Raw genomic sequence first — 13,983 nt, 5'->3', positions numbered from 1 at the left:
CAACTATGTTTTTATTCAGAAATAGAATCAGCAAACGTTCATTTCTATCTTACAAGAGATTTTTGCGATATACAAACAAACCCCTAATTATTCTTTTCAGAAGAGAATTAGGGGTGGCATTCATTTATTTTAGTGATTTGTCACAACTTGGATGACCTGCATGATGCAATAAGTAATACCAGCAGCGATCACAGGTCCCGCAGCGACTCCCTTTAAGAAGACTACACCCATGATCGTACCGAAGACTAAGGCCACGGTTACTTCCGGTGACTGATTGATTAGTCCGACCCCTTTAGAAGATAGGACCGCAACCAAAACACCGCATAGTGTCGCTACCCAGCCAAGCGGAGATTTTAAAGTATTTAACAAATCTTTCAGGACGATATCCCCAGTGGCGATCGGGACTAGGATCGTCGCTGATATCAGCGTAACTCCCCAATTGATTCCTTGTTTGTTTAAGATCGATAAAAATTTATCTGAATGGGGAATTAATTTGAGCACTAAAATCGCGAGTGTCGCGATCATTAAACTTTGATTTTTTGCAATCAAGGCAATCAATAAAATGACACCTAAGAAAAGCCAACTCTCCATCTTCTCACTCCTCGCATTAATGAATTCATTTTTCTTCCGGAAAATATGCCTGATATCCACAACGTATTTACTATACAAGATATTTCGATAAGTTGCGACTTTTTTCCGAAGCAACTTTAGTGTAAGCTTTTAAAGGAAGGGAGAAACAAATGAAAATAGGATTACGTACGATTAAAACCGCAGTGGCTGCACCTGTTGCGTTGTTGTTGGCCAGCGGTCTAAACTTGGAATCTGCTGCTTCGGCGGCTATCATAACCATCTTGACGGTCACAAATACGAAGCGTTCTACTGCAAAAACAGCATTGAATCGACTTTTTTCTTTAACCTTAGCAACAGTGATTGCGGCCTTTTGTTTTTTACTTTTGGGTTTCCATCCGATTGTGTTTGGCTTGTATTTATTAGGCTTTATCCCGTTGTCGATCCAGTTCGATTTAGCTGATGGTGTCGCAGTTAGTTCTGTGCTGATCACCCATTATTTAGTAGCAGGGGAGATGCCATTGAGTTTGATCATGAATGAGTATTTGTTGATGATTATCGGTGTTGGCTGTGCTTTAGTAGCGAACCTCTATATGCCGAACACGGAGAAAAAAATTCAAGAAGATCAGACCGTTGTCGAGGTTTCAATGAAAAAAATGCTAGGTCAAATGTCTAGCTATTTGAACCAGCCGGCCAAAGAAGAACAGCTGCGGCAAGAATGCTTATCTTTGCGGGACTTTGTTCGTGAAGCACAGGTACGAGCGCAGGAATTCGAAGAGAATCGTTTCTTTTCTGGTAATAGTTATTATTTTGAATACTTTGCGATGCGTCGTTTACAGTTGAAAGTTCTATCCGACATGCTGCAAATATTGAATCGACTAGATGCAGAACCAGAAGACGTGCAAGAATTGCGGGAATTGTTTGAGTTTACAGCTCAGACCTTGGCAGAAGACAACGATGGCTCAGCGATATTAACGAAAATTGCCGAAACAGATCAACGGTATCAGCAAAAGAAATTACCGGAAAATCGTCAAGCTTTCGAAGAACGCGCGATGCTTTTCCAGTTGTTTCAATTATTTCAGGATTTTATTGAGATCAAAGCTGGGTTTACTCGTAAGAAGTAATGAGAAAGAATCAGTCTTTTGTCCCATGTAAACGGTTGAGAAATTCTTTATGATAAAGGTAAGAAAATCAGGTGAGGGGTATAAGTATGAAAAAGATAGTTTTAGGGTTAATTCTAGTAGGAGCTGCGTTGGTATGTATGAGCAGTTTATTTTTTAATAATCGAATAAGAAATGAAGAATTCACAACAACAAAAAATGTACAGCGCTTAGTCGTGGATGATCGCAATATGCCGGTGGATGTCGTTGGAGTGTCTGGAAATCAAACTAAGATCAATTATAAAAGAAGCAGAGATATTAAATATAATATCAAACAAACAAGTAATACGTTGACATTAGAACGTAAAAGAAGTATTGGCTTTAACTTTAGTTTCTTCAATTTTGGCAACCGCAATCCTAGAGTGACGATTGAAGTGCCGAAAGCAAAGTTGAAAGATTTACAAGTTGAAACGTCAAATGGTAAGATCAACGCAGAAAACCTTGTGTTAGACAATTTGGATTTGGAAACAAGCAACAGTAAAATGACAATCAATAAGGTGGATGCCGAAACAGTAGATGCTGAAACCAGTAATGGTAAAGTGGATCTGACACATCTGACTTTCGATGATGGATCATTTGAAACGAGTAACAGCAAGATGAACCTGCAAGATTTGAACTTCAAAGAAGGCGAGTTCCAAACATCGAACGGTAAGATCGATCTGATGAATCTGAAACCTGCCGAGTCACTTTCCTTAACTACCAGCAACGCTAAAGTTAGTGGAACTATCATTGGAGACAAAGATGATTTCGCAATCACTTCTAAAACCAGCAATGCTTCGAACAGCTTAGGCAATAATGCTGATGGCTCAAAAGAATTGGAAGTAAGGACTAGTAATGGAGATATTGAAGTCGTGTTTGTCCGGTAACAGATTTCTCTAAAGGAGGAGGAAGAATGGTCAATAAAAAACTTGGCAAAGTACTGCTCGTAATCTATTCGCTGATACTAATTTGGATATTACTATTTAAATTGAGGCTTTCCTTTTCTAGCATTGCAGCAAGTTTAGAACATCCGATGAGGTCTCTCAACCTTGTTCCTTTTCAGGGCTCAACGATTGTGAATGGTGAAGTTGCTATAAATGAAATCATTTCGAACGCATTGATTTTTGCACCCTTGGGCGTTATTTTAGGAATCTCAGAAAAAAACACTTCCTTCATAAAGAAGTTGGCCTTTATCCTGTTGCTCTCATTGTTTATTGAAGGAATGCAATTCATTTTGGGAATCGGAGCTACCGATGTGACCGATATACTAATGAATTTTTCTGGTGGATTCGTAGGGCTTATGATCTATCAAGGATTGAAGCTTGTTGTACCGGAAGCTAAGCTGGATAAATGGCTAGTAAGAATAGGTACAGCATTCGGAATTTTATGTTTTGGACTCGTCATGTTCATATTGTTTGTGAACCGTTAGTATAAAGATACAGAAAAACACTTCAGTAACTATGCTGAAGTGTTATTTTTTATGCAAGATATTCGTATTTCGCTGAAACCGCCACACTAAGAACGTTTCGGAAAGTGCCAAATAAAGAAACAATCCCGCAATGATCAAGACCGCCTTCGTCTCAATCATTCGATAAGAGAAAACGGAGACGATTGCACCCGCAATGAAAGCCGTGACCACTAAAAGAAAATGAATAAAGCGCGTTTTTGCTCCTTGATCCTTTGTACTCAAGTAGTCATAAAGATTTGTTGCTACGCCTTTTAGATTGCCAGTGGTAAATAAATTCGTGTAGGCTAGTCCATTGATTTTATCAAAGGAGACCCATTGAATCGCAGCAGTAAAAGCGATCATGATGGTAATGAGGGCCGGATGGGGCTGTAAGAAATCCAAACTGATCACTAAAAAGATCGCTGCCTCAAAGTAAAGCAGGAATAATCGCCAAAAGTGCAACTCTTTCTTTTTAAAATAATCAATCATAAACTTTGCTAAAAGAATACCAATAAAAAAGAAGAGGGTGGAAAGCATTTTTTTTCCAACCATGTTCCATTGCCGTTCGTAGGCTTGGATGATTGCTAAAATGATATTACCAGTCTGAGCCGAAGCAAAAGCACCATAACGAATATAGGTATAACTATCCATCATGCCGCCGATGAAAGTCAGTAGCAAACCAACCGAACGATTCTCATGAAAACTATTATCCATTTGTTACTCAACTCTTTTCGCTGATTATCTTACCACATTTTTTCAGAAAATGGATAATCAGTTTCACGGTAATTCTTTATACAATAAATAGATTGCCGCTACTAAGCTGATCAAACCGAGACCTAATCAGCGAAAACTTGAAATTCTCATACTGCTTTTTGGGAAGAATCTGAAGGCATGCTTCAGCTGACGATCGGATTCGACAGGAACTGAGAAGCAGGAATAGTTGAAAACGTACATGAATTTTCCATAAGAATATTTTAAGACTTTCCTTCTTTTTGTGGTGGAAAGCAGATGTTCTTTCTATTATTAAAAAAATAATTCGGATTGTCGGCGAAAACAATCGTTAAGACGATTGGAAATGGAGATCAACACTCGGTTTTCCGAATGATTGAGAGCTGATTTGCATGGAGTTAAGATGTTCGTGGAGTGCTATCTTTTTCGGAAGAATGTGTTAGAATGAAAATGCTTTTTATCCTGTGAACGTGAAGGGAATTGAGAACTCACCATGTCTGTAAAAAAAAGGACACCATGGTTAGAGGCGTTATATGCGGTTATGCCGCTTTGTTTTAGTTATATTCCGGTTGGCTTAGCCTGTGGAATGCTCTTACAAAAAGCTGGATTCAACATCTTATTAACAGCCTTGCTTTCGATGCTCGTTTTTTCTGGAGGCGCGCAATTTTTAGTCGTCTCGATGATCAGTGTGCATGCATCATTTGTGTCCACCATCCTAATGGTTTTCTTCTTGGAACTGCGCTATGCATTGCTAGGTTCCAGTTTGTCGCAATTTTTTAAAAAAGAAAAACGATCATTTATCGCACTGTTTTCACAATCAATGAATGATGAAAACTACGCAGTGAATTATTTGAAATACTCCACCGATCCTGATTGGAATCGTAAAAAAGCCCTATACGTCAACTGGTTTTCAATGGCTTCTTGGACAGGTAGTACGGTGCTTGGAACTATTTTTGGTTCTGTGATCCATGTTGATACGGAACTGGTTCACTTTGCTTTGACGGCGATGTTTATCTTTATGTTTATGATGCAGCTGAGCAACGGTCTGTTATTAGCTACTGGTTTGTTTTCTGGCGGGTTAGCAGTTATTTTCATGCTAGTCTTCAAAAATACTTTTGGCTTGATCTTAGCAACTTTGCTGGCCTCTTTTACCGGCTATTTGATCGAGCGCTTTTGGAAAACCGCTCATACAGAAAACGACGGGCCAGATCATTATGATTTGACTGGTGGGGAGGTTCACCATGAGTAATACCTCTTTGCTGCTGCTGATTCTTTGCTTATTTGGCGCTTCCTATTTGCCCCGTCTTTTTCCCATGCTGTATTTTTCACAACGGCAGGTACCGCAGTGGTTCAGTGATTGGATGAAATATGTACCGATCTCATTATTTGCGGCTTTGGTATTTAAGGATGTGTTTATTAGCGGCAATCATTTTGACTTGATTGGCAATGTCAGAATTATCGCGATGTTTTTAGTAGCCGGAGTTGCGTACAAAACCCGGTCAATGGCTATTTCAGTTATTACTGGCTTAGCGGCTGTTTTTTTATTATCAATGCTATAAAAACGAGACACTCAGAAAAGGAGTGCCTCGTTTTTTCCTGTTTAATTGTTAGTTTTGATACTCAGCGATCGGACGATAAGTAAGGACCTGCATCTTGCGATAAAATTCAGCTGGTAGATTTTTCCACGATTGCAAAAGATTATGGAAAAAGCCGCCATCTGCATTGATGATATATTCGTTCAATAAAAGACCAAACGATTTCTTTGGCTGTTCTTTGATTAATTTTTCGTAGACTTCGGTTGCCTGCTCTTGATTCTCTGCAACAAAAAGTGTATTTACTTCAACGTATGCACCTTCGATATTTTGCGTCTCTTCAACAAAATAAACCGATTTAGTAACTTTTTGCTCCTCTATCATTTGAGTCACCCTTTCTTTAAGTTACTCATAGCTTACAAGATAAATATTAACTAATGATGAATTAATTTGCTTTTTGCGTCATTTAATTATGAATTTTTTGGGTTATTTGGCAAAAAAAGTTTAAAGTTGCTGCCTTTATTAGGTGAACTGTTGACTTTGATTGTCCCATGATGTAGCTCAACGATTTGTTTTGCCAAGGCCAGGCCAAGTCCATTCCCTTTGGTTTTACGGCTGGTATCACTTTGATAGAACTTATCAAAGATTCGATTAGCAACTTCTTTTGTCATCCCAATACCTTCGTCACTGATTGTAATGGTTTGTCCGTCCTTTTCATTTTTTAAATGCACGTGGATGTTGCTGTTCTCTTGGCTATATTTAATCGCATTATCCATCAGATTCAGCCAAACTTGATAAAGAAACTCCTCATTGCCATAATACTCTGTCCATGGTAGATCCAAATCCAAAGACAAGTTTAATTGTTCCCATTTTGGTTGTAAGAACAGAATCACTTCACGAATCTGTTCATCCAAGCGGAAGGTTTGAAAGTCCAATCCGATCCCTTGGTTATCCAGTTTGCTCAATTTTAAAATATTGTCGGTCAAATGAGTCAGCTGTTGAGTACCGTCCAGCATGCGTTCTAAGTAAACCTGTCGTTCTTCTTTTGATAAGTCTTCATTTTGTAAGAGCTGGACATAACCTTTGATCGTCGCGATCGGTGTTTTGAATTCATGGGAGACCGTCGAGACAAAATCATTGCGCAATGTTTCAATACTACTCAATTCTTTTACCATGACATTGAAATCATGGTAAAGTTCCTCAACATCCTCTATTTGATCCTGTGCATCTAATTGGATCGTGAAGTCGCCTTTAGCCACTCTACTCATGGCTTGTCGCAAGTCACCGATCGGCTGCAAGATTCGTTTTCCCACAAAAAATGAAAGAACCAATCCCAAAATCAAACTGATCATAAAGATGATTCCTAAAGGGAAAAAATGGGAATCTCGTTCCGGTTCCAGAAGCTGAAAATGATTGCATACAAAAAGCAAAGAAACAAAGACACCTAATACAATGACCATGATCAAAAAAATGATTCCGACAAAATACATCCATAATTGGGAAAACAATCTTTTTCTCATGAGTGGATGACCGCCTTATAGCCCAATCCGCGAATCGTTTCAATCGAAAAATCAGGATTATTTTCTAAGCGCGACCGCAATCGTTTAATATGTACATCAATCGTTCGTTCATCAGTATCGGAGTCCAATCCCCAAATTTCATCCATCAACTGTTGACGCGTGAAGATTTTATTGGGGTAGGCCAGTAGTTTATATAGTAGTAAAAATTCTTTTTGCGGCAGCGTTTCGGTTTGTTCAGAAGTCTTGATTTGATAAGTTTCCTGATCCAGTCGCGTATTTCCTACGACCAGTTCTTTCGTGTGAACGATTTGCGCCCGCCGCAATAATGCGTCTACGCGTAAAATCATTTCATTCACATCGATCGGTTTTACCATGTAGTCATCGACACCGATTGTAAAGCCGCGTTTTTTATCTTCAAACGAATCCTTCGCAGTAATAAATAAAATCGGCAAATCATAATCTGCCTCGCGCAAGCTTTCGGCTAATTCATAGCCATCCATGTCTGGCATCATGATATCGCTGATGATCAAATCAATGAATTGCTTGTCCAAAATATCTAAGGCCTCTACGCCGTTCATCGCGCGAAATACTTCGAAGCGTTCGTTCTTTAATGCAGATTGATAAAGTAATGATAAGTTTTCATCATCTTCTACGATAAGTATTCGATTCATTTGCGTTGCCCTCCTTTTTGCTTAATAATAGTAGCAAATCACTGTGAACCTAGTGTGAATTTTTGTTCATTTTGAGTTAATAATGCCATGCTATCTTTACGATGTAAACAGAAAGAAAAGGGTGACGCAATGTTAGAATTAAAAGACATAAAGAAATATTATCATGTGGGTGATACCACCACGAAAGCTTTAGACGGTGTATCAGTCGCATTTCGGAGACAAGAATTTGTCGCGATCCTAGGAGCCAGCGGGTCTGGTAAGACAACGATGCTGAATGTCATCGGTGGCTTAGATAATTATGATTCTGGTGATATGGTCATTGATGGGAAATCCACGAAGACCTTTAAGGATGCCGATTGGGATGCGTATCGAAATAATTCTATCGGGTTTGTCTTCCAAAGCTACAATTTAATCAGTCACTTAGGAATCATCGACAATGTGGAACTTGGGATGACCTTGAGTGGTGTTGCGAAAGAAGAAAAAAGACAGCGAGCAGAGGATGCATTGCGCCGAGTAGGTCTAGCTGATCATATGCACAAGAAGCCGAATCAGCTTTCTGGTGGACAAATGCAACGGGTGGCGATTGCACGAGCATTAGCCAATGATCCTGATATTTTGCTCTGTGACGAACCAACAGGTGCTCTTGATACGGAGACCAGCGTCCAGATTATGAACCTGATTCAGGAATTGTCTAAAGAAAAGCTAGTGATCATGGTGACCCATAATCCTGAATTGGCGAATAAATATGCCGATCGGACGATCAGATTTTCTGACGGTCGAATCATGGATGATTCACATCCTCATATTGAAGGGAAGAAAGGCGAACAATTTCAGCTAAAACGGACAAAGATGAAATTCATGACTGCGTTGAAGCTGTCCTTCAATAACCTGCGAACCAAAAAAGGTCGGACTTTTTTAACGGCGTTTGCCTCAAGTATCGGAATTATCAGCATCGGAATCGTCCTCTCTTTATCAAGTGGATTCCAGAAACAAATCGATAGTACTCAAGCTGAGACGATGGCGAAGTATCCTATCACGATTTCGAAAACCACAACCGATCAAACGGCGAATCGCGACCGAGCGCTCGGTTCAGAAAAAGCCAGTGGTTCAACCAAAGACACGAAAAATAGTGTCGTCGCAAAAATCAGCGATGAAGACAAAGCCCAGCATACAAATAAAATCAATCAAGAGTACGTAGATTACATCGAGGATATTGATCCAAAACTGAGCAACAACATCGGCTTTACCCGTGTGGTTGGTATGAATCTGTTGCGTGATGTAGATGGCGATGTAAAACCAGTGAAACTATCGAATGAAGCACCGGACAGCGGTCCTTCAATGATGAGCGCGATGTCAAGCATGACAGGAATGGGCGTATCTTCATTTCCAACTCAGCTGGATAAAAATTCTGGCAACTTTTTAGAAGACAACTATAAGCTGTTATCCGGCGAGTATCCAAAAGCCGATACAGACGTCGTATTGATTGTTGATGCGAACAACAGTACCAATATTAACTCATTGAAAAACCTCGGCTTTGATGTCAAAGACGGTGAAAAACTGGATTTTGATCAAATCGTCGGTACTGAATTCAAATTAATCAACAACAATGAATATTATTCAAAAATTCCAACAGGTAATTTCATCCCGAATAATGACTACAAAGCGATGTACGACAATGCCAATAATGATACATTAAGGATTTCCGGTATTTTACGAGTAAAACAATCGTCAACAATGAATCTTTTAGCATCTGGAATTGCTTATAGTAATGAATTGACTTCTAAGATTGTTAAGGACAATGAAAATTCTGAGATCGTCAAAGCGCAAAAAGAGACCGATAATAATGTCATGACGAACGAAAAATTAGACGATGCGACGAAAGAAAGTACGTTGGCTTACTTAGGCGGAGATAGTATTCCCAGCAGTATCATGATCTATCCAAATAACTACAAAGATAAAGAACAAATCTTAAGCTATTTAGATGATTTCAATAAGGGAAAGAAGAAAGAAGACAAAATCATCTATACTGATTTGGCAGGAACGATGACTGAGTTGACTGGTGGTTTGATGGACGCCATCACGTATGTATTGATCGCCTTTGCCGGAATCTCATTAGTGACCAGCATGATTATGATTGGTATTATCACTTACACATCAGTAATTGAACGGACAAAAGAAATTGGTGTTCTGAAGGCATTAGGGGCACGGAAGAAAGATATTACCCGCGTATTCGATGCAGAAACGTGTATCTTGGGTGTTGCTTCAGGAACGTTGGGCGTGGTGATCGCCTACTTAGCGACTTTCCCAATCAACGCGATTTTGTACAACATGACTGATTTGAAGAATGTTGCACAATTAAATCCGGTTCACGGAATCATTTTGATCGTCGTATCAACAGTGTTGACGATGATCGGTGGACATATCCCAGCAAGAATGGCAGCGAAGAAAGACGCTGCGATCGCATTGCGAGCAGAGTAAAAAGCAGGACAGCTTCTCAAATTGTTTGGGAAGCTGTCCTTTTCAATTTCTAGAAGGTACCGTTATTCACGCCATCAATCGGTAAATTTCCTCCAGTTACACTGTATAAACGTAAAGTATAAGAACCGCCGCTGCCTACGGTGATTGGATTTCTTGACTGGGAGCTGCGAGCAGTCGGACCAAAACCATTCACTGCGCCGTACCACTTGTCTCCTTGTCCTCGTGAGAAACGCAATTTATACGTACCTGGAGGCAAGTTGACTGTTAGCTGCTCACCGCCTCTGATATAGGCTGATAAAATCGTGTCAGTGTTGTCTGTATTATTGAATTTGACATAATAATCATTCGTAGCGCTAGCCAATGTGTGAATTGCGACTGGAGTCCCCGTATTTGTACCCACGAGAACACCACTTGCCGGCCGTTCTTCCGGTTTCTTCATGACGTTATCTTGAACATAGGTCTTAATATCCGTTATCGTTTGATCGACTTGTTTTTTCGTTTCAATATTTGCTTCATTGGTTCCTGTTTGAGGAAGACTCATGGCATCGCCCTCGGGTTTGACGATGATTTCTTTTTCGATGGTGTGCTTCAGTTTTTCGTTTTGTAATTTTTGATTCAATTTGGTGCGGATTGAGGTATCCAGAACAGTAGTAAATAGTCCATTGGGATTATTTTTTTTATACTCCTCGTTCGTTGTATCTTTGATTTTTTTCAAAGTCTCTTCCAAGTTATCTACCAACAGCAATTTTACTTTGTATTGATCGTCATCTTGTTTAGTGATCTTGGAAATTTTTGGAGCTACAGCTGAAGGAACATCTCTTTTCAAATTCGTTTTTAAGTTACTCAGGAGTTTTACTTGCTGGTGAGCGTCGAGATCTTTTGAATCTGTCATAAAAGAGTTTTTAGAATTACTGACGGTTTGCTGGACCGGAGTTAAACCGTCATCGTTGAATGTTGCAGTAACTTTTTCATTGTCATCTTTGACGGTAACATTGACGGTGAATTTTTTCATTTTTACTTTCTTGTCTGATTCCAATTGTTTGATTAAGCTTTTTTCAACCGCCTCATCAATCGATTTGGAGTAATTCATCAAATATCCACTGTCTGAGTTTAAGCGCGCGTAATCAATCTCATCAATCTTGATCGATAGCTCTTCTGGATCGATCTCTTCAAGGGCTGGCAGCCAAACATTTACCTTGTATTTATAATTCTTTTGATCTTTGTCCGCTTCTTCATACTGTGGTTTGATTTGTTCATCGAGGTCTTTGAAGTCACGTTTAGCTAAAACAGCCTTCCAAAGCTTTGGATCAAGTTGGGAGATTCCCTGCGAATTATAAAGTTGCTTGAGGACGGCATCAGGTAGAATGGTCGAATCTGAGATGATCCCTCTTTCTCTAAGGATATCGGTCATCATTTCTCGTTCAGCAGGAGATACGGTAGTGTTCGTACTGGGTGTGGTTATGTAATATTTGCGTGATGACGAGGGTGTCGTTCTGCTAGACGAAGGCGTAGTAGCTGATTCTGACGTATCAGTTGATGAGGAACTGGAGGAACTTGCTGTTTCTTCACTAGTAAAGAGCTTATCGATTGCTTTAGAATGCTCAGACACTTGATTGGAACAACCAGTTAAAACCAACAGGAACAAGCCAACAATAAATAATTTTTTCATTTTTTCTGCTCCTTTCTTTGGAAACACTGAAGGGGACGGACAGTGTGCAAAAGAGCCGATAACTAAAAAAATATTAAAATTTAATGGCAATTGGTTAATAAAGTATATAGTCAAACGCCACTTTTTTCAAGCGAAACTAGCAAAAAAGACCAGAAAAAATCTGGTCTTTTGAATAAAAAATTGTTAGCCAACAAAAAAGTAATTAATCACGGCTATAGCTGCAAATCCAAACGTGATTAATCCGCAAATAATAAGGTGGAGACGTTTGTTCATTAAGGCTACCGCAATAAATTCTCTTAGAAAAGCGTTTGGCAGGTAGTAACGAGCAGTCTTTGAACCGATGCCGTCGATTTTCAATCCGACATCTTCAGCATACATACCCGCTCTGAAAATATGGTAATTGTTCGAGGTAAAAATAGCGTGATAACCGCCTGGTTTTTCACGTTCCATGATCTCTTTGCTGAACTTCATATTTTCTAATGTATTAGTAGACTGGGCCTCCATAATGATATCTTCATCAGGAATCCCTTGCTCTAGGGCGTATTCTCGCATCGCTTGAGCTTCTGGGACTTTTTCATCAGGACCTTGCCCACCGGACATCAAAAGCTGCGGCGGCGATAGGGTCTCTTCACTTTGTTTACGGTAAAATTGAATCGCCCGATCAATCCGTTTTGCTAATAAGGGAGTGACCTTTTCACCACCAGTCAAGCCAGCACCCAAAACGATTACATAATCTTGATTATATTTTGGCTGATTGAATTGATAGAGCAAAGAAATCGATAAAAAATTCCAAAAGACGATAAAGAAATAAATCGCAATTGTTGTTGGAGCCGATAAAAGAATGACTGACCAATCCGGTAATAATCGAGGTCCAAAGGTCTGTAGAGTGATTAATGCGATAATAGCCAAGCCTAAGATCAGGGTTAATAAATTTGGCAGTCTGCGGGATTCATGCCGCAAAACGATAAAACTGTTACCTATCAAAAAAATAATGGCCGCATAGATACCGAACAGAACTGTTACCAGGAATAAGACAGCCAATAACCCAAGAATCCCTGCGCCAATCAAGGAGCCTTCAGTAGCTGTGACGAGCGCCACATATCCCATAAAACTGACCAGTGCTAGATTGAGCAGCCAGCCGTTGCGCAGTCGACATTTTTCTTTGAAATAGAAATAGCTGAATAATAAAAAGAAAAATAGCGGAATTAAAATATAGAACGTTTTATTTTGGATCTCTAAGATACAAAAATACAGGATCAAAAAAATTCCTGTCCATAGTGAAAATTTGCTAAATCGTTTTTGCTTGAAGCGAACCATTAAACCAATTAAAATGACAAAATAAATGGCTAGAGCAATAAAATCTCGTTGTAGGTCCATCTCATCACACCTTTCGTTTTTAGATAGTATTATTTTTTCGAGATCAAGCGACCTTTCACTGAACCTAATTAGCAAGGAGAAACTGGCAGCTTTCTGTTTCAACAGCTCGATATTTCTATGTCAGTATATCAAAGAAAAGGTCAAATGCGCAGTTAAGAACTATCAGTTGGTTTTCTTTCATAAGATTAGTAAACTGAAAGAAAGAATATCGTTTTTATTTTTGCGGTGCACAATACAAGGCGAAAGAAAAACACTCTTTAATTCATTGATACGAACTTGGAGGGATTTGTATGGAAATCAAAGGAGTCGATCGGATTGATTTGCCGACAACTTATGTAATTGGTAAAGAAGGACGCGGATTAGCAGAAGAGGGACCGTCATGGGTACCACTGTTGTGGGATCAGATGAATGCTCATTTTGAAGAAGTGATCGGTATTTTAGCGGGACAAGAGATGAAGGACTTGCAATTATGGGGATTGATGAGCGATGGAGAGCATTGGTTAGAGCCGTGGCAAAAAGAAGGTCGCTATTTAGCCGGAGTCCAAGTGCCAGCAGAAGCAGAGGCTCCTGAAGGCTGGGTTCGCTGGGAGTTGCCGCCAATGAGCTATCTGACTGTCAAAGCCAGCGCGGAAAAAATCGAAGACGCAACAAACCTAATGCTGGGTGAGATCTTTCCCTTAGAAAAACTGGAGCTTGCTGGTGCCATTCATGAGCATTACTTGCCGCATTTTGCAGAAGGAGAAGTCGAATTGTATTTTCCCTTCAAATCAAAATAAAAAAACTTTCGACTTTAGCATTCGTGCAAAGTCGAAAGTTTTTTGGTTCTATAATATTTTGTGTTGGTGGAAAATCGA

14 protein-coding genes are annotated in these 13,983 nt (G+C 39.6%); 7 read left to right on the top strand and 7 right to left on the bottom strand.

Features of this window, described 5'->3' with window-relative positions; translation table 11 throughout:
* Positions 1–129 precede the first annotated feature (129 nt).
* Entirely contained in the window at positions 130–591 is a 462-nt protein-coding gene (locus E6139_RS00555) for a DUF441 domain-containing protein (protein ID WP_316401087.1), read from the bottom strand.
* Between the two features lie 149 nt (positions 592–740).
* Here E6139_RS00555 and E6139_RS00550 point away from each other — a divergent pair, with 149 nt between their 5' ends.
* The 3 genes from E6139_RS00550 to E6139_RS00540 all read left to right on the top strand — a co-directional run bounded on the left by E6139_RS00550 (position 741) and on the right by E6139_RS00540 (position 3,135).
* Positions 741–1,691, top strand: coding sequence for an aromatic acid exporter family protein (locus E6139_RS00550; protein WP_316401086.1), 951 nt, complete (start codon positions 741–743; stop codon positions 1,689–1,691).
* 86 nt (positions 1,692–1,777) lie between these two features.
* Positions 1,778–2,593: a DUF4097 family beta strand repeat-containing protein gene (locus tag E6139_RS00545; RefSeq protein ID WP_316401085.1), complete on the top strand. Its 816-nt coding sequence runs from the start codon at positions 1,778–1,780 to the stop codon at positions 2,591–2,593.
* A gap of 26 nt (positions 2,594–2,619) precedes the next feature.
* The gene (locus E6139_RS00540; RefSeq protein ID WP_316401084.1) at positions 2,620–3,135 is read left to right on the top strand and encodes a VanZ family protein; all 516 of its coding nucleotides are present in this window, start codon (positions 2,620–2,622) and stop codon (positions 3,133–3,135) included.
* A 42-nt stretch (positions 3,136–3,177) separates the two neighbouring features.
* On the opposite strand, the gene E6139_RS00535 is transcribed toward E6139_RS00540, so the two are convergent.
* Positions 3,178–3,867, bottom strand: coding sequence for a YoaK family protein (locus tag E6139_RS00535; RefSeq protein WP_316401083.1), 690 nt, complete (start codon positions 3,865–3,867; stop codon positions 3,178–3,180).
* A 508-nt stretch (positions 3,868–4,375) separates the two neighbouring features.
* Here E6139_RS00535 and E6139_RS00530 point away from each other — a divergent pair.
* Both E6139_RS00530 and E6139_RS00525 read left to right on the top strand, forming a co-directional pair.
* On the top strand, positions 4,376–5,131 hold the full coding sequence (locus E6139_RS00530; protein WP_316401082.1) for an AzlC family ABC transporter permease: 756 nt from the start codon (positions 4,376–4,378) through the stop codon (positions 5,129–5,131).
* Positions 5,124–5,441 carry an AzlD domain-containing protein gene (locus E6139_RS00525; RefSeq protein WP_316401081.1) on the top strand — a complete coding sequence of 106 codons (318 nt, stop codon included), beginning with the start codon at positions 5,124–5,126 and terminating at the stop codon, positions 5,439–5,441. The genes E6139_RS00530 and E6139_RS00525 overlap by 8 nt, the downstream gene beginning before the upstream one ends.
* A gap of 48 nt (positions 5,442–5,489) precedes the next feature.
* On the opposite strand, the gene E6139_RS00520 is transcribed toward E6139_RS00525, so the two are convergent.
* The 3 genes from E6139_RS00520 to E6139_RS00510 all read right to left on the bottom strand — a co-directional run bounded on the left by E6139_RS00520 (position 5,490) and on the right by E6139_RS00510 (position 7,605).
* A complete protein-coding gene (locus E6139_RS00520) occupies positions 5,490–5,798 on the bottom strand; it encodes a hypothetical protein (protein ID WP_316401080.1) in 309 nt (102 codons plus the stop codon).
* An 86-nt stretch (positions 5,799–5,884) separates the two neighbouring features.
* Positions 5,885–6,934 (bottom strand): HAMP domain-containing sensor histidine kinase, encoded by a 1,050-nt coding sequence (locus E6139_RS00515; protein ID WP_316401079.1) that lies wholly within the window; start codon positions 6,932–6,934, stop codon positions 5,885–5,887.
* Positions 6,931–7,605 carry a response regulator transcription factor gene (locus E6139_RS00510; RefSeq protein WP_316401078.1) on the bottom strand — a complete coding sequence of 225 codons (675 nt, stop codon included), beginning with the start codon at positions 7,603–7,605 and terminating at the stop codon, positions 6,931–6,933. Before E6139_RS00510 ends, E6139_RS00515 begins: the two co-directional genes overlap by 4 nt.
* A gap of 129 nt (positions 7,606–7,734) precedes the next feature.
* Between E6139_RS00510 and E6139_RS00505 the strand changes: the two genes are divergently transcribed.
* A complete protein-coding gene (locus tag E6139_RS00505; protein WP_316401077.1) occupies positions 7,735–10,083 on the top strand; it encodes an ATP-binding cassette domain-containing protein in 2,349 nt (782 codons plus the stop codon).
* 49 nt (positions 10,084–10,132) lie between these two features.
* Here E6139_RS00505 and E6139_RS00500 read toward each other — a convergent pair whose 3' ends face one another.
* Positions 10,133–11,752: a hypothetical protein gene (locus tag E6139_RS00500; protein WP_316401076.1), complete on the bottom strand. Its 1,620-nt coding sequence runs from the start codon at positions 11,750–11,752 to the stop codon at positions 10,133–10,135.
* Positions 11,753–11,935: 183 nt separating this feature from the next.
* A complete protein-coding gene (locus tag E6139_RS00495) occupies positions 11,936–13,129 on the bottom strand; it encodes a YdcF family protein (RefSeq protein WP_316401075.1) in 1,194 nt (397 codons plus the stop codon).
* A gap of 290 nt (positions 13,130–13,419) precedes the next feature.
* Between E6139_RS00495 and E6139_RS00490 the strand changes: the two genes are divergently transcribed.
* The gene (locus E6139_RS00490; protein WP_316401074.1) at positions 13,420–13,905 is read left to right on the top strand and encodes a GyrI-like domain-containing protein; all 486 of its coding nucleotides are present in this window, start codon (positions 13,420–13,422) and stop codon (positions 13,903–13,905) included.
* The last annotated feature ends 78 nt before the right edge of the window (positions 13,906–13,983 follow it).

The organism is Enterococcus sp., from assembly GCF_032555305.1.
GTDB lineage: Bacteria > Bacillota > Bacilli > Lactobacillales > Enterococcaceae > Enterococcus_A.
Note: the sequence above shows the minus strand (reverse complement) of the source record. Positions and strands in the feature narration are given on the sequence as shown.